Here is a 24982-nt window from a genome sequence, read left to right as displayed (position 1 = left end):
AAAATGAAAACATATAAAATTATATTTTATTTAGTATTATTAGTAGCGTTTCATAGCTGTACAGAAGATTTGGAACCAACACCACCCGATTTTACATCAGACGAATTATTCTTTTCTAATCCAGATAATTTTGAAGCTGGATTAAACGGTATCTATGATGCGTTACAATCTAATGGTATCTTTGGTAGAATGCCTATTTTATTAGATGGTGTTTCAGATAATGGATTAGCACATTTTTCTTCTGTTGGAGATATTGAAAGTTTCGGAGATGGTACAATTACGCCCGAAGTTAATAACGTAATTGAAAGTGCATATCAAGGTCCCTATGTAGTTATCCAAAGAGCAAATAGTTTACTTGTTAATATGATAGGTGCAGATAAAGGTACATTATCTCAAGAGAAGTTTAATAATATCATAGCTCAAGCGAGAGTTTTAAGAGCATTAGCTTATAAAAGATTGGTGTATCTATTTGGAGGCGTGCCATTATATACAACACCATTAGGCATCAATACATCTATTGAAATTTCAAGAGCTACAAGAGAAGAAGTCATTTCATTTATTCTTACTGAACTTTCTGAGGCTGCACAACAATTAAGTACAGCACCTTTAGACGGTGTAGCAGGTAGAGTTACCAAACAAGCAGCATTGGCTTTACATGCGCAAACTATGGTTTATGAAGCACGACTGGGTAATCAGAGTTGGAATGATGCACTAACCTCTGTAACCAATGCTAAAAACACAGCAGAAAGTGCTGGAGCAATACTAGTAACAAGTGGAAATGGTAATGACGGATTGGCAAATTACAATGCTGTTTTTAACGAAAATAATGAAGACAATAACGAACTGCTGTTTTATATAAAATATGACTTCGATATAGATAATGGTACAAATATACAGTCTAATTTTTCTGTGGTAGCAGGTACATTATACATGTCTGCACATACAAATTTAGCAAATGATTTTTACACAACAGACGGTCTGTCAATAACGAATCCACAATCTATTTATAATGCATCAACCCCATATTTAAATAGAGACCCTAGGTTAAATGCAAGTTTAGTGGTGCCTGGTGATTTATTTTCTGATGGAGAAAGCCTTAATCCATTTGAAGGTCAGGGTTCTAATAGTAACTTGTTAACTGATTTTTCAATTAGAAAATTCACAACACTAAACAACGATGTAGAATTAAATCGTGGTGGGTTAGATATTCCTGTTATGCGTTATGCAGAAGTATTATTACTTTTTGCTGAAGCGGAAAATCAAGTAAATGGACCTACTACAAATGCATACAATGCTATAAATGCATTAAGAAAACGTGTAAATATAGCAGATGTAACTACAGGTTTATCAAAAGATGCGTTTAATGATGAAGTGATACACGAACGTCGTGTAGAATTGGCTTTTGAAGGAAAACGTTGGTTCGATCTAATAACTCTTGGCATTGCAAACGAAACAATCAATGGTATTAATGAAGGTTTGGGTAGATCATTTACACCTAACAAACAAGAGTTATTCCCAATTCCAAAAGTAGAAGTAGATAGGAATTCTAATTTGACACAAAATCCAGGGTATTAATTATTTGAGTTAGTTTTTAAATGCGGGGCTAATTTCACTAGCCCCGTTTTTTTTAAAACAATTATTATATAAAATTGTCTGCTTATTAAATAGATAAGGTTTCCTTATTCTGTTATTTATTTAAAATCATGAAAAATATATTCTATTTTATACTAATAATACTTACACTTTCTTCTTGTGACGAAAATTACAAAAAGGAAAAAATAGATCCATTTCAATACGGAGTTGCCTCAGGAGACCCTAAAATGGATGGCGTATTATTATGGACGCACGTCTCAGTACAAGATTCCACAGAAATAGCAGAAGTCAAGTGGGAAATTGCTAGAGATAGTCTTTTTCACGATATAATTCAATCAGCAAATACTAAAGCACTATTAGAAAATGACCATTGTGTAAAGATATGGGTAGATAATTTACTTCCAGATACCAAGTATTTTTATAGATTTAAATATAAAAATGAAACGTCAATAGTTGGTCGTACTCAAACATTGCCTAAAAAAACAGATACTGTTCGATTGGCAATTGTAAATTGTAGTAAATACGAAGGTGGTTTTTTTAACGTGTATGATGCCATTAGTAAAATGGAAGGTTTAAATGCTGTGGTACATCTCGGCGATTATATTTACGAAGATGGTGGTGGTCAAAAACCATATTTACCAATTATAAAAAAAACAGGAAGAAAACACGAACCTTCTCATAATTTAGTAAGTTTAAACGATTACAGATTGCGTTATAAACAACACCGTAAAGATTCTATGCTACAAAATTTACATCAAAAGTACCCAATGATTAATATTTGGGACGATCATGAATTTGCAAACAATTCTTGGAAAGGTGGGGTTGATGGGCATATTGGAGATAAAGAAGGTAACTGGAACAACGATAAATGGAACCAGCGTGTAGAAAATGCAACCAAAGCATATGATGAATGGATTCCTATCAATAAAAACCCAAACGAACCTATTTATCGTTCATTTCAATTTGCAGATATATTAAATTTGAACATGTTAGATACTCGTATTTGTTGTAGAACAAAACAAGCATCTTCTAACAAAGAATTAGATGCTATTGCAGCCTATTCCTCATTATTAGGAGATAAGCAATTGAATTGGTTAGAGTCTTCAATAACAAATACAAATACTATTTGGAATTTAATTGGGAATCAAGTTTTGGTAGCGAGAAGATATTTAGGAGAAAACAACAAATATATAGAGTTAGACCAATGGACAGGTTACCCAAAAGACCGTGCTCGGTTTTTAGATTTTTTAGCAAAAAATCCCGAAAAAAATATCATCATTACAACAGGTAATGTACACGATGCTTTTCATTATAAATTATTGGATGGAAATGATGAAAAAAGTGGAAAATTAATAGCCCATGAATTTGCTCCAGGAAGCGTATCATCAGGAAACACAGGAGTAAAGAAAACAACGGAAGATAGAAAAAAAGATAGTTTAGATTTGGTACATAAAAATCCACATTTAAAATGGTTCGATTTAATAAAACACAGTTTTATTATTATGGAATTTACCAAAAATAAAGCACAAATAGATTTTTATCAAGTATCTACAATTTATAAAACAAAATATACATTAAAAAAAGCATATTCTTTTTCAATAAAACCTAAACATAAAACAAAATAATGAGTAAAGTAATCGTATTAACTGGCGCAGGTGGCGTGTTGTGTAGCACATTGGCAAAAGCACTTGCCAAATTAGGCCATAAAATAGCCGTTCTTGATTTAAGAAAAGAAGCTGCAGATAAAGTAGCAATAGAAATTAATGCATTGGGTGGCATTGCCATAGGAGTGGCTTCAAACGTATTGGATAAAAAATCGTTAGAAGAAGCTAAAATAATAGTTAATAAACAATTAGGCTCTTGTGACATTTTAATTAACGGTGCTGGAGGAAATCATCCTTTAGGCACCACTTCCAATACGCACTTGTTAGAAGAAGATTTGCTTAATGATACTCAAGGTTTTAAAACTTTTTTCGACTTAGATGCCGATGGTATAAAATTCGTATTCGATTTAAACTTTATAGGAACGTTACTTCCTACTCAGGTATTTGCTAAAGATATGGTGGGAAAACAAGGTTGCAGTATCTTAAATGTTTCATCTATGAATGCTTTTACACCATTAACTAAAATTCCTGCATATAGTGGCGCAAAGGCGGCAGTATCTAATTTTACCCAATGGTTGGCAGTACATTTTGCAAAAGTAGGCATTAGGGTAAATGCTTTGGCTCCAGGTTTTTTCCTAACGGATCAAAATAGAACATTATTAACTACTGAAAATGGAGAATTAACCCCAAGAGGCAATCAAATCATAGCACAAACACCTATGGGCAAATTTGGTGAACCTGAAGATTTAGTAGGAACAACTTTATGGCTTTGTGGCGAAGGCGCATCTTTTGTTACAGGCGTAGTTATTCCAATAGATGGAGGATTTAGTGCTTATAGTGGTGTATAATAAATAACACCCAAATTATAAGAATCTAGAATTAAAATATTTTTTTAGAACGAGAATATTGCGTACATCAATATAAAATAAAAATTATGGTACAAACATGGCGTTGGTACGGGCCTAAAGACCCCGTAACTTTACAAGATATAAAACAAGCAGGAGCTACAGAAATTGTGAGTGCACTTCATCACATTCCAAATGGAGATATTTGGGAGGTAGAAGAAATTCAAAAAAGAAAAAAAACTATCGAAAGTGTAGGATTGCGTTGGAGTGTGGTAGAAAGTATTCCAGTACACGAGCATATAAAGACCAGAACAGGAAATTATAAAACATATGTAAAAAACTACAAGCAAAGTATTCAAAACTTAGCAAGTTGTGGCATCCATATTGTTTGCTACAATTTTATGCCTGTTTTAGATTGGACACGTACCGATTTAGCATACCAAGTTGAAGATGGTTCCAAAGCACTTCGTTTTGATGTTATCGCTTTTGCTGTTTTCGAATTGTATCTATTACAAAGACCAGGTGCAGAAGATGTATATTCTGATGAGCAGAAAGCTGAAGCAAAAGTTTATTTTGAAAACCTTTCAGAAGAAGAAAAGAAAAAATTAGTTAAGAATATTATTGCTGGTTTACCAGGAGCAGAAGAAGGTTATACTTTAGATCAATTTCAAGAAATACTGAATACCTACTCGGAAATCGATTCAAAAAAATTAAAAGAAAATTTAGTACTCTTTTTAAAAGAAATTGTTCCCGTTGCAGAAGATAATAAGGTGTTGCTATGTATGCATCCAGATGACCCACCATACCCTATACTTGGCCTTCCAAGAGTGGTAAGTACAGAAGAAGACTATGCTCATATTTTTCAGCAAGTACCAAGCCGTAATAACGGTATTACATTTTGTACAGGATCTTTAGGTGTTATTCCAAAAAATAATTTAGAAAAAATAATCAAACGTTTTGCAGATCGTACTCATTTTATTCATCTTCGAAGTACAAAACGAGATGCACAAGGCAATTTTTACGAAGCCAATCATTTAGAAGGAGATGTGGATATGTACACAATTGTAAAAGAAATTTTAATAGAAGAAAAACGAAGAAAAGAGGCAAATTATAAAGACCATCAAATACCAATGCGACCAGACCATGGACACCAAATGTTAGATGATTTGCATAAAAAAACAAACCCAGGTTATTCGGGAATTGGGCGTTTACGTGGTTTAGCGGAATTACGTGGCTTAGAGTTTGGAATTTCTAAAAGTTTAAACCTATGAATTTTGAAATAACAAACACATTTATTACGGAAGATTTTTTGCTAGAAACATCAATTGCAAAAAAGCTTTATTACGATTATGCGAAGGCAATGCCTATTATAGATTATCATAATCATTTATCGCCACAACGTATTTTTAGCAATATTCCTTTTAAAAATCTTTATGAAGCCTGGTTGGCAGAAGACCATTATAAATGGAGAGGAATGCGAGCAAATGGTATTGATGAAAAATATATAACTGGCAGTGCTTCAGATAGTGTAAAATTTAAAAAATGGGCAGAAACGGTTCCTTATACCGCTGGAAACCCTTTGTTTCATTGGACTCACTTAGAATTAAAGAGGTATTTTAATATCGATAAAATTTTGCAACCCAATACAGCAGTAGAAATTTATGACACAGCGAATGAAATTCTTCAAAATAAAACGCCTCAACAACTTTTAACGGATATGAATGTTGAAGTCGTTTGTACTACAGACGATCCTACGAATGATTTACGGTACCATCAACAAATTGCAAAAACAAATAGTAAAACAAAAGTATTTCCAACATTTCGGTCAGATAATTTATTTTTAATTGAACAAGATAATTTTCATCATTATTTGAACAAATTATCTTCAACAGTTGATTTTTCAATTACAAATTTTGAAGATTTTTTAAACTCAATTGATAATCGAATCGATTTTTTTCATGAAAATGGATGCCGTTTATCCGATTTCGGGGTTGGTGCATCTATGCATATTGTAGATTATACAATAGAAAAAGTGAATTCTATTTTCAAAAAAAGACTTGAAGATAAAGAACTGTCTCCACAAGAAATAAATACATACAAAAGCTGTCTTTTTAATCATTTAGGAAGAAGGTATCACGAAAAAAAATGGGTACAACAATATCATTTAGGAGCGATAAGAAATAATAATAGTAGGTTATTGAAAGAGGTTGGCGCAGATGTTGGTTGCGATTCAATTGGAGACTACAATTTTGCAGAACCAATGGCCAAATTATTTGGAAATTTAGATTATGAAAATAAACTCGCAAAAACGATTACTTATAATTTAAATCCATCTCAAAACGAAGTATTTGCTACTATGATGGGAAACTTTAATACGGGTGGCATACCAGGTAAAATGCAATGGGGTTCTGGTTGGTGGTATTTAGATCAAAAAGACGGTATGGAAAAACAATTAACCACACTTTCAAATATTGGGCTGTTAAGTCGGTTTGTTGGAATGCTTACAGATAGTCGTAGCTTATTATCGTTTCCAAGACACGAGTATTTTAGACGTATTCTTTGCAACTTTTTAGGAAATATAATAACGAAAGGCGAGTTGCCCAACGATGTTGTTTTTTTCGGAAAAATGGTACAAGATATTAGCTATAATAATGCAAAAAAATATTTCGATTTTGATAGTTAATAAATATACGTTTATGAATAAAATAGCCTTTATTATACTATTATTTTCGTTTTTTTCATGTCAAGAAAAAACCGATGTAAAAGTATTGACTTTTGCACACAACCTGCCAATTTCGCACCCAGTACATAAAGGTGTCGAAGCTTTTAAAGCGCATTTAGAAAAAATTTCTGAAGGAAAACTGACGTTAAAAATCTATGCCAACGGACAATTGGGCTCGGAGCGAGAAGTCTTAGAATTGTTGCAAATAGGTAGTGTATCTATGACTAAGGTTAGTGCTGCAGCGATGTCTAATTTTGTTCCTGAATATCGTGTTTTGGGAATACCTTATTTGTTTAGAGATAAAAATCATTTATTTAAAGTATTAGAAGGAGAAGTTGGAGAACAATTATTACAAAAAGGTACAACATCTTGGTTGCGAGGTTTATGTTTTTATGATGCTGGTAGTCGAAGTTTTTACACGAAAAGTAAACTTATAAAAAAGCCCGAAGATTTAAAAGGTATGAAAATACGAGTAATGAGTGATAAAATGTCGGTAAACATGGTAGAATCTTTAGGAGGAGCTCCCACACCTATGTCTTTTGGAGAGCTTTATACTGCCTTACAACAAGGTGTTGTAGATGGAGCAGAAAACAACGCGCCGTCTTTTGTTACTTCACGTCATTTTGAGATTTGTAAATATTATAGTTTAGACGCCCATAGTTATGTACCCGATGTGGTTTTAATAGGAACTAAATTTTTAAAAAGATTAACTAATCAAGAGCAGAAATGGGTATTTGAAGCGGCAAAAAAATCAGCACAAAATCAAAAGAAGTTTTGGAAAACTTCCGAAGATGAAAGTATGGAAATTCTTAAAAAATCGGGTGTTAAATTTTATACTCCTAATAAAAAACTATTTGCAGCTAAAACAAAACGAATTAAAAACGATTTTGTGAAAGATAAAGACATGAAAATTTTAGTGGAGGCAATCGAAAAAATAAAATAAACGATGGAAAAAGCATATTTAGTTATAAATAAATTCTTAAAAATAGCATTAGTATTCATTTTTAGTATTTTGGTTATTGATGTTTTGTGGCAAGTTTTCGCTAGATACAGTATAGGAAAACCAAATGCCTTTACCGAAGAATTAGCAAGGTACCTACTAATATGGCTCGCTATTTTAGGTACTGCCTATGTAAGAGGTTATAAAGGGCAAATGGCAATAGATTATTTGTACAACAAACTACGTTTTAAAAACCAACAAAACCTTAGTCTTTTTATTGAATTAGCTATTATACTTTTCGCTTTGGTAGTTATGGTGGTTGGTGGCATTAATCTTATGTATATTACTTTAAAATTAGGGCAAATATCTCCAGCGCTTAACTTACCTATTGGCTATGTATATAGTGTTGTTCCTTTAAGTGGCCTGTTAATTATTTTTTACAGCATTTACCATTGTTTTCATTTGATAAAAAATAGAAAAGAAAACTTGGGCACCAATAACGATTTATTAAAAACGAACTTATAGTTATGGCATTAGCAGGCGTTATTTTTCTTTTTGTAGTACTTTTTGTTTTATTATTGTTAAAAATACCCGTAGCGTATAGCGTTGGTATTGCTACAACACTTACCTTATTGTTTTACCTTCCTTTAATTCCTTCAGTAACAACAATTATGCAACAGATGACCACTGGTCTTGATAGTTTTGCTTTATTAGCCATCCCTTTTTTTATTCTCGCTGGCGATATTATGAATCGAGGAGGTATCGCCAATCGATTAATTGATTTTTCAAAATCTTTAGTGGGCAGTTTACCAGGAGGTTTATTATATGTAAATATTTTATCTGCAATGTTTTTTGGAGCTGTTTCAGGTTCGGCAGTAGCTTCGGCATCTGCCATTGGCGGTATTTTAAGTAATCGAATGGATAAAGAAGGATACAAAAAGCCTTTTAGTGCATCTGTTAATATTACAGCTTCTACTGTTGGGCTTATTATACCTCCTAGCAATATACTTATTGTATTTGCCTTGGCAAGTGGAGGTGCAGCTTCTGTAGAAGCACTTTTTTTAGCAGGTTATATTCCAGGAATGTTATTGGGGTTAGGGTTAATGTTGGTTGCCGGTTATTTTTCTGTAAAACACAAGTTTCCTAAAGGAGATCGTATTCAATTAAAAACATTAATAAAAAACTTTTCAAGATCATTTTTAAGTTTACTAATGATTTTTATTGTTGTTGGAGGTATTGTAATGGGTGTTTTTACAGCTACAGAGGGTGCCGTTATTGCTGTGGTTTATGCCTTGCTTTTAGGTTTTTATTACAAACAATTAAGTTTTAAAAAGCTACCCGAAATTATTCTATCAAGTGCTAAAACCACCTCTATTGTTATGTTTTTAATTTGCACTTCGATGGCATTGTCATGGTTGTTTGCATACAATAATGTGCCTGAACTTATTTCAGAAAATTTGTTGGGTAACTTTAGCAACCCTATTATCATTCTATTAATTATAAATATTATTTTATTATTAGTAGGTACTTTTATGGATATTACCCCAGCAGTATTAATTTTTACGCCTATTTTCTTACCAATAGTTACTAATATGGGTATTCATCCAGTACATTTTGGAGTTATTATGGTTTTAAACCTTTGTATAGGACTATGTACACCACCAGTAGGTACTTTGCTTTTTGTGGGAAGTGGTGTTGCAAAAATCGAAATAACACAAGTAATAAAGCCTATTTTACCCTTTTTAGTAATGATGATTACTGTACTATTTTTAATTACATATGTGCCTGAAATTACTATGTTTTTACCAAAACTGTTTGGAGCTGTTGAGTAAATTTAAATTAGGAATAATTGGGAAATATAATATTGATAGAATTCAAAAATTAAAAAATATAAATTATTTATAGTTATGAAAAATCTACTTAACATTTTTGGTGTCTTTTTTTTCTTTTTATGCAGTTATGCTCAGGAAATAGACACAACTCATTTCTCAAAAAAATACTACCATCGCAAAAGTGTTTATGAGCAAATGCCTAACCATAATGGAGAAATTGTTTTTTGAGGAAATAGTATTACCGAACAAGGCACATGGCGAGAATTATTTAAAAATAACCATATTATTAATCGTGGAATTGGTGGAGATACGAGCGATGGTGTCTTATATCGTTTGGATGAAGTTACAGAATCTCGCCCTGAAAAAATTTTCTTACTTATTGGTACGAACGACTTACGTAATAAAAAAACTCCCGAATATATCATTCAAAAAATTACCCAAATTACAGAAAAAATAAGAAAAGAGAGTCCAAATACCATAGTATATCTTCAAAGCCTACTACCAACTTATAATAGGCCAGAACGCCCAATTTCTTCTATTAAGGCCATTAACGAAGGTATCAAAAAATTAGAAGACAAAACAAAAGTTTTTTATATAGACCTCTTTTCTCATTTTGCAAATCCTAATGAAGAAGATCAATTATATAATAACTTATCTTTAGACGGACTTCATTTGAATGGAAAAGGCTATTTGAAGTGGAAAAAGATAATAGAGAATAAAGTAAATGATTATGGGCATTTAAAAAAGAGTTTACAACATTTAAAAAATCCTTCAGACAATTATGTTTTTGTGATAGCACATAGAGGAGATTGGCGAAATGCTCCAGAAAATTCCATTCAAGCTATAAAAGGTTGTATTGATATGGGCGTAGATGCTGTAGAAATTGATATTGCAGAAACGAAAGATGGGCATATAATTATTATGCACGATAAAAAGTTAGAAAGAACCACCAATGGAAAAGGAGCTGTAAAAGAAAAAACACTAAAAGAAATAAAACAGCTCGTTCTAAAAGATGGTGTAGGTAGAAAAACTAAATACAAAATTCCAACTCTTAAAGAAGCTTTGTTATTTAGTAAAGGAAAAATTATACTTGATTTAGACGTAAAATCGGAAATTCCATTCAAAAAAATTGCACAAATTTTAGAAGAAACTGGCACGACAAATCAAGTAATTTTACGTTCTTATAGGCCTCTTAAAGAGGCTTATGCATATTATGGAAATATTTTAAAAAAGCTGAATTATATACCTGGAGTAAGCAAAAAAATTAAAAATATTGATAAGTATATTAAAGAATTTGAATCGGATATTAATCCGTTAGCATATGCCATTAAATTTGAAAAAGATGATGCTCCTATTACCAAGTTTATGAGTGTTATTGCCAAAAATAAAGATAAGGTTTGGGTACATTCCATTACTGCTAATAGAAGTGGTGGACATGATGATGAAAAAGCAATAACCGACCCAGATAATGCGTGGGGTTGGTTAATTAATAATGGTGTAAATATGATACAAACAGACAGACCAAGACTTTTACTAAATTATTTAAGAAGTCGTGGAGTTCGTTGATAAATGCAAATATTTTAAATTTAAAATAGAATACGATTTATAATTATTATCCTATTATTTTTGAACAATCTGGTAAAGTATTAAACCTTTATAATGCAATATTTTTAGCTGAAAACTTTAATTAAAGTTAGCAATTATTCTTACCTTTAGCATTAGTGATATTTTATTTTGATAGAATATAATAATAATTTCAAGAAGTAAAATCAATCAAACGCTTAATTGAAAATTATAATATTCAAAAAAAACCTACAATGAAATTAATATCCCCTAGATAGAAAAGCTTAAAAATCAAATTAGTAAGTCTAATAAAATATTAGACAGTTTAAGAGAAAAAAATATAAAACCCAAAATTCGTGCTGATTGTATTTTTTAGAATTCTCAATTAAAGTATCAAATAAACAAACCCAATACTACAATTCTATTTAAAAAAATAAAATTAAAAAGGCGTAGAAATATATATATTTATAGATGAAGTCATCTTGACTTTTTTTAGGTAAAAATAAAAGGGTTGTAGAGATTTGTGTTGCGAAACATAAAATTACAACCCAGTGCACCAAGTACTCGACAAAGAGATGTAAAATTAGAAATAGTTTCCTATTTACCATTACCAAAAAGAGGATTTAAATCTAAAGCACCTCCTTTTGTAGCAAATATTTGTTAGAATAGGCATAGTAGAAATAAAGATAACGATTATTTTTTTGATAAAAAATTATACAAACAGCGATACTCAGCTGAACGAACGAATGCTTAGAAAGATAGCTTTCGTTCACTTTTAAATCACTTTAACATTACAACATCAAGCTGAAAAGGTTTCAGTTTCCTTGCTTTTATTGTAATTGGGTTAAAGAGATTCTATAAACTTAAAAATCAAGGTAATTTCATTATCAAGAATTTGTTAATTTGTTAAATTTGTTTATTATTGAATAAATTTTCACCAAAAGTTCAATACGTAAAAACAAGGTTCTTTTTATTATAATTAAACCCTCAACAAGAAAAAAATAATGTCAGATAATAATATTAATACTGAAAAATTATTAGTTAAGGAGCTTATAAAAGGAAATAATAAAGCGTTTCGAAAACTTTTTGATACTTACCGAAATGATGTTTATGCATATAGTATAAGTATGCTAAAAACAAAAGTGCTGGCCGAAGGAATTGTGCAGGATGTATTTCTTAAAATCTGGCAATATAGAGACCGCTTAAATCCAGATTTATCTTTCAAATCTTATGTCTTTACCATTACTAGAAACCTTACATTTAATCTTATTAGTAAAGTAGCAAATAATAGAACGCTTAGAGAAGAGGTATTCTATAAAAGCCAAAAACGATATAGTACTATTGAAGATAAAATTGAAGAGAAAGATTACGAGGTTATAAAAAATAATGCTATTAATCAATTGACACCAAAATGTAAAATTATTTTCGAAATGTCTCGCAACAAAGGTATGAGTTATAAGGAAATTAGTAAAGAGTTAGATATTTCGGTAAGTACGGTTAAAGGCCAAATGAGCAAGGCATTGAGTAGTATTAGAAATTTTTTACAAAATCATGGCGATGTTACATTTTTACTCACACTCATATCATCACGATGGCTCGACTAAATGTTTTTTTAAAAAAAAATAAACCATACATAGTACTTCCATTAAACTCATCTGTATTATATATACAAAAAAGTATATAATGCAATCAAAAAATTATATAAAAGACCTACTAAGCAAATTTGTTCTTAATAAATGTAGCAAGGAAGAGATAGAAGAAATTATTGCATACATTCAAAATATAAAAAAATCCGACCAAATACCATCTGTAGAAGATGTTATAGAGCTTCTTAATAATAAGCCAGTCTTGTCTGAGGTAGATGCCCTTCGCATCCATAACAACATCATAGAAATTGTAAAAAAGAACAACCAACCAACCAAAAAGAAAAATTATAGATGGCAATACGTAGCAGCTGCATTCATAGGGGTATTAGCCACAAGTTATTTCCTTAAAGGCTTTTTTAATAGAGGTGTAGAAAAAAACAATACTCCAACAATAGTAAATACCAATAGCATTTTACCAGGTACCGATAAAGCCACCCTTACCTTAGAAGATGGTTCTGTTATAGCTTTACAAAAAGGAAACATCTATAAAACACAAAATGCCAATAGCAATGGAGAAAAAATTATTTATAACACCGACAAAAAAAAATCAACAGAGATTAAGATTGAATACAACTATTTAACCGTACCAAGAGGAGGGCAATTTCATGTTGTTCTTTCCGATGGCACAGAAGTTTGGCTAAATTCCGAGTCTCAATTAAAATATCCCATAAGTTTTGTAGATGGTAAAACTAGGCAAGTTGAGCTGGTTTACGGAGAAGCTTATTTTGACGTTTCACCAAGTACAAACCATAATGGAGCCAAGTTTAAAGTATTCAATAAACACCAAGAAGTTAAAGTATTAGGAACCGAATTCAATATCAAAGCCTATAAAGATGAAACAAATATTTACACCACACTGGTAAAAGGTAAAGTAGTTATTGATATAGATAATAATAAATATGACTTAGTTCCAAACGAACAATCAAATTTAAGTTTAAATAACAATAACATTCGCATTTATCAAGCAGATGTAGATGCAGAAACATCGTGGAGAAAGGGTGTTTTTAGTTTTAAAGGAAAACCATTAAAAAATATTATGAAGGTAATATCTCGCTGGTATGATATTGACGTCGTTTTTGAGAACAAAACCTTAGAGTTATTAAAGTTTAAAGGCACATTAGATAAAAAACTTAAACTCGAAGAGGTTTTATCAATTATGAAATCAAGCACCATAACTAATTATAAAATTGTAAATAAAACCCTAATAATAAAATAAAACCCTGGCCTATGAAGTAAAATAAAATTTTAAAAAAAGAAGGATAAAGCTTAACAGGCAAAAGTATAAGTCTCTATTCTCTTTATATTTTATTAATTAAAGTTTAACTAACCAAATAACAAGTTTATGCAAATTAAATTAACCAACGCTTATTTTCTATTGATAACTATTGGAATCAGAAAAAGGCTCTTAATCAATATTATGAAAACATTAATTTTTCTATGTTGCACAATGGTTTTCGCTTTTGCACCTAGTGATGCAGCATCTCAAAACTCCAAAATAAGAATAGAAGAAAACAAAACATTAACAGTTGACGAAGTTTTCGATTTGATTATGAAACAAACCGATTACAGATTCTTTTATGAAGAAGGTATTTTTAAAGACTTTCCTAAAGTACAGGTTAAAAAAGGAATTATAAAGACAAGCAAATTGCTAAAACAAAGTTTGTCAAAAGGCGATTTAGACATTATCATGACTGCCAATAACGGTATTCTTATTAAAGAAAAACCAAAAGAATCGGTTTTAAAACAACAACAATATAAGATATCTGGTACTGTTACAGATCAGGTAGGAGAGCCTTTGCTTGGAGCCACGATTTTAGAGAAAGGAACTACCAATGGAACTACAACCGATTTTGATGGTAATTTTTCTTTAAAAGTTTCTAATAAAAATGCAGTACTAGTAGTTTCGTTTATAGGTTATATTACTCAAGAAAAACCTTTAAACGGACAAGCCAAAACAAACATTATATTAAAAGAAGCTACCTCATCACTCGAAGAAGTAGTAGTTGTGGGTTATGGTACTATAACAAAGAAAGATATAACAGGATCTATAGCAACAATCAAATCAGAAGCTATAACAGAAAGAAGTACAACCAATGTTTCTAATGCACTACAAGGATCTGTTGCAGGACTTAGAGTAACAAGATCAAGTTCTGCCCCAGGAGCAGGGAATACCATTCGAATAAGGGGTAATACAACACTTCAAGGAAGTAATGACCCACTAGTGCTTATCGATGATGTTCCAGGAAACATTAATGACGTAACTCCCGATCAAGTTGAAAGCATATCGATATTAAAAGATGCAGCTGCGGCTGCCATTTATGGTTCCAGAGCAGCAGCAGGGGTTATTATTATAACAACCAAAAGAGCTAAAAAAGGTGTTTTTAAGTTTAGTTATAGTGGTGATTATTTTATCAATACCCCAACTAAAGAACGCGAATACGTAGGCGCATTACAATACTTGCGGATGGATAATGAAAAATCATGGAATGATGATGGAAATGGCAATGATTTATACCCTATTTGGTCTGAAGACAGAATAAACAAATACATTACAGGAGAAGCTGCACAAGATAGAAATGAATATCCAGATACCGATTGGGCAGGTCTTATTTTAAAGAAAAATTCAACAGGCTATAGACATAATATTAACATTTCTGGAGGTACTGAAAAATTAAAATCAAATATTTTTGTTGGTTACGAATATCAAAATGCATTATATAACCAAAGAAATTGGAGCCGTGTAACTGCAAGAATAAATAATGATTTTAAAATTTCGGATAAATTTGGTGCTGTTGCCGACATCAATTTTAGATTGCTCAAAACAAATAATCCTATTGTTAATCCAATTGGAGAAGCTTTGCAATCAGGTCCTATTTATCCTGCTTTATGGGAAGACGGAAGATATGCAGAAGGAAAGAGTGGGGCTAACATTTATCTACGTTTTAGAGAAGGTGGGTTTGCAAAAAACGACTCGTACCTTCTTACAGGAAGACTAGGACTACATTACAAACCGATAGAAGATTTAAAATTCACATTAAATGTAACCCCTACTGCAACCTTTACAAAAGGAAAATCATTTTCAAAAGAAGTTAGATATTGGGATGCAGACGATCCAGATCAGTTAGGCTCTGGAACTCTAATACCTGGGCAAACTGTAAATAGGCTAGCAGAATCAAGATCCGAATTTACAGCTGTAACATTACAAGCCCTTGTAAATTATGATAAATCTTTTGGTAAGCACGGAGTAAAAGTTCTTGGAGGTTTTGAAGAAAGAGGTTCAAAAACTGAAAATTTAGGAGTGCTAGGAGATCGGTTTGTTAGTCCAGATTTTCCATATTTAAACCAAGCTACAACAGGAGAGATATTTAACAATAATACATCTGTTTCAGAATTGGCTTATTCTTCTCTCTTCGGAAGAGTTAATTATAATTTCGATAATAAATATTATCTATCAGCTGCCATAAGAAGAGATGGGTCTTCTAGGTTTGGAAGCGACTATAGATGGGGTACCTTTCCTTCTGTTTCTGCTGCATGGACGGTTTCCAACGAAGAATTTATGAAATCCTTAGCATCGCCTATTTCTTATTTAAAACTAAAAAGTTCTTATGGAGAACTAGGAAATGATAGATTGGGCAACTATTTATATTTAACCTTGTTACAAATTCAAAATGCTTTAATAGCCAATGGTTCAGATGTAGAAGAAGTTAGAGCATTATCTCAATTATTTTTAACGACTCCTAACATTAGATGGGAAACAACAGCGACTAAGAATTTTGGAGTAGAGCTAGGTTTATTTAATAACAAATTGTCTTTAGAGGGTGAATATTTTATTAAAGAAACAAGAGATATGCTGTTAAGCTTAAGTGTTCCAGACTTAGTAGGTTTTGAAGATCCAGTAGTAAATGTAGGAGGTATGACTACCAAAGGATGGGAAACAACCATATCTTGGAACGACCGTATTGGAGATGATTTTGATTATGCAGTTTCATTTAATATTTCGGATGCAGAATCTATTATTGGAGATATTAATGGCAAACGTCTTTTTAGTGGGGTTACACTATCAGAAGAAGGGCACGAATTTCAAGAATTTTATGGTTTGCAATCAGACGGACTTTTTCAAACTCAAGAAGAAGTAGATAACTCACCAGTTACAAATGCTTCTGTTAAACCTGGAGATGTTAAATATAAAGACATAAGTGGGCCAGATGGTGAACCCGATGGTATTATTAACGATTTGGATAGAACATTTTTAGGAAGTTCTGCACCAAGGTACATTTATGGAGGAAGAATTAACATGGCATACAAAGGATTCGATTTAGGTATGGCCTTTCAAGGCGTTGGAAAACAAAATTTTTATTTATCCCAAACTTTTATTCAACCATTTCGTGCCTCTTGGCTTTCACCTAGCAAAGAATATGCTAGTAGTTACTGGAGTGTAAATAACACGCCAGAAGTTAATCAAAATGTAAAATATCCAAGACTTTCCGAAACCTCTGTTGGCAATAATTATAGATTCTCAGATTTTTGGTTAAAAAATGGAGCATACCTAAGAATTAAAACCATAACACTAGGTTATACTTTGCCTAAAAGTCCTCTTGAAAAAGTAGGATTAACAAACCTTAGGTTATCTTTAACGGGCAATGATTTATTTACTTTTGATAACCTTCCTAATGGTGTAGATCCAGAACAAACTTCAGGAACAGGTTATTTTTTAACGAAATCTTTCGTTATAGGGTTAAGAGCTAACTTTTAAAGATTAAAAAGATGAAAAAACAGACAAATAAAATAGCGTTTTTACTACTATTAATAATAAACTCTTGTACAGAGTTAGATTTAGTGCCATTAGATGCACCAACAACAGCTCCTTTTATCAGTAAAATCCAGTTTAGAGAGGGACTAAACGAAGGTTACAGAATGTTTCACTGGATAAAAGACGAATCTGGCAATGGTGTAGATGACGATTTTCAACGAAGAGATGCTTTAGATGTTATAAAAGCAGGAACCTTAAATTCTGAGGATGGTCGGGCGGCTGCTAGATGGAAAGATAAATACAAAGGTATCTCAAGATTAATTTCTATTAAAAAGCAAATCGAGAACCAAAATGGGGTTTTAACAGATAAAGAAGCCAAAACCTTTTTAGGAGAAGCCAACTTTTTTATCGCTTCTTTTTGGAGTTACTTAATAACGCATTATGGAGATGTGCCTTTTTTTGAAGAAGAATTAACGGTAGATGAAGCTTTTGAAATTGGTAGAACAAACAAAACAGAGATTCTACAAAAAATATACGATTATTACGATAACGCGATAACCAATTTGCCAGTATCTTATTCCGGATTACAATATGCTACTAAAGGTGCAGCTATGGCTATGAAAGCTAGAATTGCACTGTACATGGGAGATCATCAAATTGCTGCAGAAGCCGCTCAAGATTGTATGGATTTAAAAGAGTATGCATTGCATCCAAACTATGGAGAATTATTCCTTTCCGGTACCAAAACATCTGATGAATTGATATTTTCGATTCCTAGAAGTGATGCCTTAGGTGTAAACAGAAATGACAATTTACCAGATTTTCTACCAAGAACTCATGGCGGCTGGGGAGCTAAACAACCTACTTGGGAGCTATTAGCATCTTATGAATGTGTTGACGGATTGCCTATAGATGAATCTCCTTTGTTCGACCCCCGAAATCCTTTTAAAAATAGAGATCCAAGGTGTTTGGCAACCATTGTTCCATTTGGTTCTTTAGAAGATGGCGACGGATTATTACCAAGTGACGGTTCTAATTTTATGAATATAGAATATACACCTCACCCAGAAAGATTGCAAGTATTTGATTATAATACAGGGGAAATGAGGTTTAATCACGATACACGAAGTAATAGAACTTTTGCCTCTTACAATGGATTACTTTGGAAAAAATTTATTGACGAAACATGGAAAGCTCCATCAACTGCAGAAAATAATCATATAGTGATAAGATATGCAGATGTGTTGTTAATTTATGCCGAGTCAAAAATAGAACTAGACGAGATTGATGCCAGCGTGCTTGCTGCTATTAATAAAGTTAGGGATAGAGCTTACGCCGGTTCAAATTTTTCTAACCCTGTGGTTACAACAATAGATCAAACAAAACTAAGATACATAGTAAGAAATGAAAGACGGGCAGAGTTTGCAAACGAAGGGCTAAGGTATATGGATCTTATAAGATGGAGGCTAGCAGAGAAAGCTTTAACAGGAAACACTTATGGAATGGCAAATATAGGAAGTATAATCGAAGACGTTGTGGAGCCTGATTTATGGTTTTGGGGAATGACACCTCAATTAGATGAAGACGGTATAGCCAATTTCGCTCCTTTGGTAGAAGCTGGTTTGGCTAGAACCTTAAACGAAACAAATTTCCCAGCACGTCAATATTTATGGCCTATTCCTTCTTCAGATGCACTTTTAAATTCAAATTTAGGGCAAAACGAAGGGTATTAAATTCGTTAAAATTTTGAGTTATTTATAATGCTAAAAATTTTCCGAAAAGTAATTTTCGGAAAATTTTTGTTAGTAAATTAGTGACCTTAAAAAAAATCACATTAAATAAAGTTTATGAAGTATATATTTAGATTAGCAAAGGTAATTTTTTTAGCAACATTTTTTTTAATAATAGGTTGTAATAAAACAGAGAAAAACACTCCCTATTTCTTAAAAGATTATCAAGAAACTTTCGAAAACAACCCACGCGAAGCTGCCCTGCAATGGTTTGATGATGCACGTTTAGGGATGTTTATCCATTGGGGAGTTTGGGGGCCTAAACATGCAGAGTGGGCTATGTATAACGAAACGATTCCACTTTCCGATTATAAAAAATTAGCAAAAAATTTTAAAGCCAATAACTTCGATGCAGAAGCCATTGTAAACTTGGCCAAATCAAGTGGTATGAATTACATTACATTTGTCGCCAAACACCATGATGGTTTTTCTCTATGGGATAGCGACTATAGCGACTGGGATAGTATGGACTATCCAGCAAAACGAGATTTTTTAAAAGAGCTATCAGAAGCCTGTCGCAAGAATAACATGCCACTATTTATCTATTACTCCATAGGAATCGATTGGACACATCCTTTTTTTATTCCTCGTGAAAAATATGTGTATGCAAGGCCTAATTACAAGGAAACACCCGATTATTTTTTATATAAATCCCCAGAAGATTTTGAAAAATATCGTGAATTCTGTAAAAATCAATTAAAAGAACTATCTACAAAATATGGCGATGTTGCTGGCTTTTGGTTCGATACTTTAGGAGGTGTATTGGCTAATGACGAGCTATTTAATATGCAAGAATTTTATGATGTGATTCATCAATATCAACCGCATGCATTAATACATTTCAAAACCGGAGCTACAGGTACCGAAGATGTTCTGGTTGGAGAACGCGAGTTAAAATCGATTAGCATTCACTACCAAGGAGATGATCCAGAAAAGATAAAAATACGCCAACTTGCAGATAAGGTATGGAATAACAACAAATTTAAAAAAGCAGAAATAGCTGTTACCAGTCAAGGAAGTTGGGCTTGGACTCCAACCAATAAATGTAGAGCCTCTAATGAGCTTTATGCCATGTTGGCACATGCATCAAACAACAATGCCAACCTATTGCTTAATGTAGGGCTAAAACCCGATGGAAGCATTCCAAAAGATGTAGAAAAAGAATTCCGTTTATTGGGCAAGCGAATTCAAAAAGAAGGATACCCTATTTTAAATAAAAAAGGCTGGAAAGCTCTAAGAGGCGAAGATGTTTCGGTTGATTCGACAGAGGTTCATAAAACAGCCCGTTAAAATAAAAGAAATTAAATTTAAAAACCATAAATATGTTTAAAAAGCACACAGCAATCCTTATCTGTTTTTTTGCGTTGTTCGTAGTTTCATGTAGCAAAACAAAGCATGAAGAAGCATCAAAAACAGCAGTAACTACTAAAAACGGAGAAATTACTTCCATACACGGTAACCGAAAAATTAGTGGCATTTACCCACATTTAACAACCTATGCCCACGGAAGAATAGATGGCACTTACGGTTTTGGGAACGAATGTGGTATAGGAGCTTTGGCAGTATGGAACAAGAAACTTTATATGATAAATTATGCCGCACACCAACCTAAAGGAAGTGAACATAAACTTTATATGGTTGATGAGGATATGAACATGCAAATTTTTGAGGAAAGTATTGGGGGCACACCAGCAGCAAGAATGGTGCATCAAGAGTCCAACCAATTATTCATTGGACCTTATGCAATAGATAGTGTTGGTAAAGTTAGAGTAATCCCATATACAGACATGAAAGGTAGGCTCACAGCCATTGGCAGACATTTAAAAGATCCTGAAAACATGATTTATTATTACGATATGGAAGGAATGTTATATGAAGTGAACGTACATACGTTGAAGGTTAATAAATTATTTCACGATCCTTTACCTGGCTGGCATGGTAAAGGCGGTTATACCAGTCAAGGACGATTTGTGGTTTCTAATAATGGAGAGCACGCCAGTGAAGGCAAAGTAACACATGATACTGATGATTGGGAAAGCGAACATTACAAATGGATGGACAATTGGAAAATTGACAAAGAAGGTGTTTTTGGAACTGAAAATCTAGGTATTCTAGCCGAATTTGATGGAGATAATTTTAAAGTGGTAGAAAGAAGACAATATACAGATGTCACTACAAAACATGGCATTTATGCTGTTCCAAATGATGAATCTCCCTTGTGGTCTATGGGGTGGGACAAAAAATCGGTTCGTCTTAAAGTGTTGGACCAAGGAAAATGGTACACGTATTTATTGCCTAAAGCCACATATAACAACGATCCACCACATGGTTGGTTTACAGAATGGCCACGTATAAGGACTATTGGAAATGGTAAAATGATGATGGATATGCATGGTATGTTTTTTGATTTTCCTGAGACATTTTCGGCTTCCAATACGTCAGGAATAAAGCCTATGGGCTCACATTTACGATACATTCCCGACTTTTTGAACTGGAAAGGGCAAATTGTTTTGGCTACAGACGAAACAAGCATTCAAGGCAACCCTTTGTCAGGACAGCCACAATCGAACTTATGGTTTGGTAGTTACGAACAACTATCTAATTGGGGACCCGCATCTGGGTATGGAGCCATTTGGTTAAAAGAGGACGTCTCTGCAAATACACCTTCGGACCAATTTTTAATTTCTGGATTTGATAACAGAATGGTACATTTTAAAAATCACACAGATAAACCTGTTAAAATTACCATGGAAATCGACATAAACGGTGATAACCAATGGACAAAGCTTAAAGACCTACATCTAGAAGCTGGAAACTACAATTATTACATTTTCGATACCTCTTTAAAGGCAGAATGGTTAAGGTTGATTCCTGAAACAGCATCAAGAGTAACGGCCTCCATTCATTTAACAGATTCAAATTTAAAAGACGCATCAGAAGGAAAAGAATTATTTTCAGCTTTAGCGGATATAGATTATTCAGGAAAAGTAAATCATGCCAAGCTCTATACAAACAAAACCAATTTTAACTTAAGTGTTTATAACGGAACTATTGAAAATGGAAAATTTCATAAGACCAATGAGCTTGAATTTACAAAATTCGATTTTAATTTTATTGAAAACATAACCGATAGTACAGCTACAAAAGCGTTAAAGACGAAAAATATTTGGTCTGAAGATGACGCATCCATCATTCTAAATGCCAAAAATTATAGATTAAGGTTGCCAAAAGGCAATGGAAATTATTCTAAAAAAATGCCTTCTGGTACGGCAAGGGTAGTGCGTGAAGTAGAATCGGAACGCGAATTGGCAAACATAGCCGGTACTTTTTACGAGTTGCCACTTTTTAAAGTAGGGCAAGAACCTTTATATAAAATGATGCGTCCAGTTTCCACACATGGCAAGCAAATTTCAGACTTTAATACTTGGAACGGACTTTTGGTGTTAAGTGGCATTCAAAAAGAAGCAAAAGCTTCCGAACATGTTTATGTTTCTAAAGATGGCGAGGCCAGCCTTTGGTTCGGTGGTATTGATGATATTTGGAGTTTTGGCAAACCAATAGGAGAAGGTGGCCCATGGAAAGATACGCAGGTAAAGGCCAATGAACTGTCTGACATGTATTTAATGACTGGTTATGATAAAAAAACACTTACGTTAAAGGCCGACAAAGCAACAAAAATAACTTTATTAATACACGTAAACCACTACTTAGACGAACCTATGGCATACAAAACATTCGATTTAAAAGCTGGAGAAACCATGGAATATCAATTTCCAGAGGGCTTTAGTGCACATTGGATACAATTAAAAGCGAATACTAATTGTACAGCCACAGCATGGTTTGTATATAAATAAAATAGAAACCGTACTATGACAAAACTAAAATTAACTTTATTCATAGCCTTTCAGCTTTTTTATTTAAATGCAAAGTCGCAAGATATCTTAGTAGAAGCCGAAAGTTTTATAGATAAAGGAGGTTGGGTTGTTGATCCTCAATTTGTCGAACAAATGGGGTCGCCCTATTTAATGGCACATGGTATGGGTGTGCCAGTTTCTAATGCAGCTACTAAGGTGAATTTTCAAGAAAAAGGAACGTATTATGTTTGGGCAAGAACTAAAAATTGGGTTCCTGGAAATTGGGAAGCTCCTGGACAATTTAAAATAATTGTTAATGGAAAGACCTTAAAAAACACATTAGGTGTTACCACAGGCTGGTCATGGGAATATGCTGGAAAAGTAAAAATAAACTCTAATGATGTAAACATACAACTATTAGATTTAACAGGATTTAATGGTAGGTGCGATGCCATATACTTTAGCAAATCAAAAAAAATACCAACTGATGCCGAGACCAATTTAGCCTCTTGGAGAAAAACAAAGTTTGGAGAAACTACGGTTCCTAAAAAGCAAAAAACATATGATTTAGTAATTACTGGAGGAGGTCTTGCTGGCTGTGCCGCTGCAATTTCTGCTGCAGAACAAGGGTTGCATGTGGCTTTAATTCATGATAGGCCTGTATTAGGAGGCAATGCAAGTGAAGAAATACGCGTGCATACATTAGGAATTTATGGTAAATTTAAACGTATCTTAAAAATGATTGATACAAAACATTATCCTAATGGTTCATTCGAAGCAAAATATGATCAGGAAAAACGTGATAGAAACGTTAAAAACTTTAAAAATATAGATTTATTTCTAAATTGGAGAGCATACGACGCTAAGGCAAAAAACAATATTATTACCCATGTAGATGCTAGGCACACTACTACAGGAGAACGTATTCGTTTTACAGCACCACGCTTTGTCGATTCTACAGGTGATGGTTGGATTGGTTTTTGGGCAGGAGCTAAATTTTCTTATGGAAGAGAAAGTGCCAGTACTTACGGAGAAGCTTGGGATGAATGGGGAGAACTTTGGAGTCCCGAAAAAGCCGATAATTTTGTAATGGGATCTTCTGTACTTTGGCAAAATAAAAAAACAAATAAAGCGCATGCTTTTCCTCAATTACCTTGGGCTTCAAGTGTAGCGAAAGACCACAAGGCTATTGCTGGTGAATGGTATTGGGAGTTTTCAAGAAACGATCTCCATCAAATTAATGATGCAGAAGAAATAAGAGACCATATGTTACGAGCCATTTTCGGATCATTTGCAAATGCAAAAAAAATGGAAGAAAATAAGAATTACAAACTACAATGGGTGTCTTATTTAGTTGGAAAAAGAGAATCTAGAAGGCTATTAGGAGACTATATATACACCTTTAATGATGTAAAAAAACATACAAAATTTAAAGATGCTGTAGTTGAAGAGGTAAGAGAAGTAGATGTGCATTACCAAAGAAATTTAAAAGATGGTAAGCAACCCGATTTTCTTTCAGAAGCTATCTTTTATGAAACAGAAAAATATTACATTCCATACAGAAGTTTATATTCAAAAAATATAAAAAATTTATTTATGGCTGGTCGAAATTTTAGCTGTTCTCATGTTGGTTTAGGAGGCCCACGAGTAATGCTTACTACTGGGCAAATGGGTGCTGCTGTTGGGCTGGCTGCTACAATATGTAAGAAGTATGGTGTAAATCCAAGAGAGGTGTACACAAATTACCTTCAAGAATATTTAAATTTAATAGAAAAACAACAGTAATAAACGATGTGCAAACCTTTGGTGTTTATTGTCACGATTTTAATAATCTTCGGGTTTC

General features: G+C 32.9%; 16 protein-coding genes. All 16 read left to right on the top strand.

What is annotated here, in order from left to right; translation table 11 throughout:
- The first annotated feature begins 3 nt into the window (after positions 1–3).
- The 16 genes from JL193_RS04045 (at position 4) to JL193_RS03970 (ending at position 24924) form a co-directional block, all read left to right on the top strand.
- Positions 4–1575: a RagB/SusD family nutrient uptake outer membrane protein gene (locus tag JL193_RS04045; RefSeq protein WP_207972603.1), complete on the top strand. Its 1572-nt coding sequence runs from the start codon at positions 4–6 to the stop codon at positions 1573–1575.
- Positions 1576–1703: 128 nt separating this feature from the next.
- Complete coding sequence (locus tag JL193_RS04040; protein WP_207972602.1) at positions 1704–3218, top strand: alkaline phosphatase D family protein; 1515 nt, start codon at positions 1704–1706, stop codon at positions 3216–3218.
- Positions 3218–4045 (top strand): SDR family oxidoreductase, encoded by an 828-nt coding sequence (locus JL193_RS04035; protein WP_207972601.1) that lies wholly within the window; start codon positions 3218–3220, stop codon positions 4043–4045. Before JL193_RS04040 ends, JL193_RS04035 begins: the two co-directional genes overlap by 1 nt.
- A gap of 86 nt (positions 4046–4131) precedes the next feature.
- Positions 4132–5313, top strand: coding sequence for a mannonate dehydratase (gene uxuA, locus JL193_RS04030; protein ID WP_207972600.1), 1182 nt, complete (start codon positions 4132–4134; stop codon positions 5311–5313).
- Positions 5310–6725, top strand: a complete 1416-nt coding sequence (uxaC, locus tag JL193_RS04025) for a glucuronate isomerase (RefSeq protein ID WP_207972599.1) — start codon at positions 5310–5312, stop codon at positions 6723–6725. The genes uxuA and uxaC overlap by 4 nt, the downstream gene beginning before the upstream one ends.
- A 13-nt stretch (positions 6726–6738) precedes the next feature.
- Positions 6739–7707, top strand: coding sequence for a TRAP transporter substrate-binding protein (locus JL193_RS04020; protein WP_243456828.1), 969 nt, complete (start codon positions 6739–6741; stop codon positions 7705–7707).
- 3 nt (positions 7708–7710) lie between these two features.
- On the top strand, positions 7711–8229 hold the full coding sequence (locus JL193_RS04015) for a TRAP transporter small permease (protein WP_207972597.1): 519 nt from the start codon (positions 7711–7713) through the stop codon (positions 8227–8229).
- Positions 8230–8231: 2 nt separating this feature from the next.
- Entirely contained in the window at positions 8232–9536 is a 1305-nt protein-coding gene (locus JL193_RS04010; RefSeq protein WP_207972596.1) for a TRAP transporter large permease, read from the top strand.
- Between the two features lie 237 nt (positions 9537–9773).
- The gene (locus JL193_RS04005) at positions 9774–11102 is read left to right on the top strand and encodes a glycerophosphodiester phosphodiesterase family protein (protein ID WP_302849923.1); all 1329 of its coding nucleotides are present in this window, start codon (positions 9774–9776) and stop codon (positions 11100–11102) included.
- 1001 nt (positions 11103–12103) lie between these two features.
- The gene (locus tag JL193_RS04000; RefSeq protein WP_207972594.1) at positions 12104–12703 is read left to right on the top strand and encodes an RNA polymerase sigma-70 factor; all 600 of its coding nucleotides are present in this window, start codon (positions 12104–12106) and stop codon (positions 12701–12703) included.
- Between the two features lie 79 nt (positions 12704–12782).
- Positions 12783–13961 carry a FecR family protein gene (locus JL193_RS03995; RefSeq protein ID WP_207972593.1) on the top strand — a complete coding sequence of 393 codons (1179 nt, stop codon included), beginning with the start codon at positions 12783–12785 and terminating at the stop codon, positions 13959–13961.
- A gap of 201 nt (positions 13962–14162) precedes the next feature.
- A complete protein-coding gene (locus JL193_RS03990) occupies positions 14163–17498 on the top strand; it encodes a SusC/RagA family TonB-linked outer membrane protein (RefSeq protein ID WP_207972592.1) in 3336 nt (1111 codons plus the stop codon).
- Positions 17499–17509: 11 nt separating this feature from the next.
- Complete coding sequence (locus JL193_RS03985; RefSeq protein WP_207972591.1) at positions 17510–19228, top strand: RagB/SusD family nutrient uptake outer membrane protein; 1719 nt, start codon at positions 17510–17512, stop codon at positions 19226–19228.
- 114 nt (positions 19229–19342) lie between these two features.
- On the top strand, positions 19343–20575 hold the full coding sequence (locus JL193_RS03980) for an alpha-L-fucosidase (protein ID WP_207972590.1): 1233 nt from the start codon (positions 19343–19345) through the stop codon (positions 20573–20575).
- A gap of 32 nt (positions 20576–20607) precedes the next feature.
- Positions 20608–23139, top strand: a complete 2532-nt coding sequence (locus JL193_RS03975; protein WP_207972589.1) for a hypothetical protein — start codon at positions 20608–20610, stop codon at positions 23137–23139.
- Positions 23140–23154: 15 nt separating this feature from the next.
- Positions 23155–24924 carry an FAD-dependent oxidoreductase gene (locus JL193_RS03970; RefSeq protein ID WP_207972588.1) on the top strand — a complete coding sequence of 590 codons (1770 nt, stop codon included), beginning with the start codon at positions 23155–23157 and terminating at the stop codon, positions 24922–24924.
- Positions 24925–24982: the final 58 nt, after the last annotated feature.

The organism is Polaribacter batillariae, assembly GCF_017498485.1.
In the GTDB taxonomy this organism is placed as follows: domain Bacteria; phylum Bacteroidota; class Bacteroidia; order Flavobacteriales; family Flavobacteriaceae; genus Polaribacter; species Polaribacter batillariae.
This window is presented reverse-complemented; position numbering and strand designations above follow the sequence as displayed.

What these genes read in the sequence shown, in the direction of transcription:
- JL193_RS04045 (WP_207972603.1), top strand. Translation starts at nt 4, where the DNA reads ATGAAAACATATAAAATTATATTTTATTTAGTATTATTAGTAGCGTTT.
- JL193_RS04040 (WP_207972602.1), top strand. Translation starts at nt 1,704, where the DNA reads ATGAAAAATATATTCTATTTTATACTAATAATACTTACACTTTCTTCT.
- JL193_RS04035 (WP_207972601.1), top strand. Translation starts at nt 3,218, where the DNA reads ATGAGTAAAGTAATCGTATTAACTGGCGCAGGTGGCGTGTTGTGTAGC.
- uxuA (WP_207972600.1), top strand. Translation starts at nt 4,132, where the DNA reads ATGGTACAAACATGGCGTTGGTACGGGCCTAAAGACCCCGTAACTTTA.
- uxaC (WP_207972599.1), top strand. Translation starts at nt 5,310, where the DNA reads ATGAATTTTGAAATAACAAACACATTTATTACGGAAGATTTTTTGCTA.
- JL193_RS04020 (WP_243456828.1), top strand. Translation starts at nt 6,739, where the DNA reads ATGAATAAAATAGCCTTTATTATACTATTATTTTCGTTTTTTTCATGT.
- JL193_RS04015 (WP_207972597.1), top strand. Translation starts at nt 7,711, where the DNA reads ATGGAAAAAGCATATTTAGTTATAAATAAATTCTTAAAAATAGCATTA.
- JL193_RS04010 (WP_207972596.1), top strand. Translation starts at nt 8,232, where the DNA reads ATGGCATTAGCAGGCGTTATTTTTCTTTTTGTAGTACTTTTTGTTTTA.
- JL193_RS04000 (WP_207972594.1), top strand. Translation starts at nt 12,104, where the DNA reads ATGTCAGATAATAATATTAATACTGAAAAATTATTAGTTAAGGAGCTT.
- JL193_RS03995 (WP_207972593.1), top strand. Translation starts at nt 12,783, where the DNA reads ATGCAATCAAAAAATTATATAAAAGACCTACTAAGCAAATTTGTTCTT.
- JL193_RS03990 (WP_207972592.1), top strand. Translation starts at nt 14,163, where the DNA reads ATGAAAACATTAATTTTTCTATGTTGCACAATGGTTTTCGCTTTTGCA.
- JL193_RS03985 (WP_207972591.1), top strand. Translation starts at nt 17,510, where the DNA reads ATGAAAAAACAGACAAATAAAATAGCGTTTTTACTACTATTAATAATA.
- JL193_RS03980 (WP_207972590.1), top strand. Translation starts at nt 19,343, where the DNA reads ATGAAGTATATATTTAGATTAGCAAAGGTAATTTTTTTAGCAACATTT.
- JL193_RS03975 (WP_207972589.1), top strand. Translation starts at nt 20,608, where the DNA reads ATGTTTAAAAAGCACACAGCAATCCTTATCTGTTTTTTTGCGTTGTTC.
- JL193_RS03970 (WP_207972588.1), top strand. Translation starts at nt 23,155, where the DNA reads ATGACAAAACTAAAATTAACTTTATTCATAGCCTTTCAGCTTTTTTAT.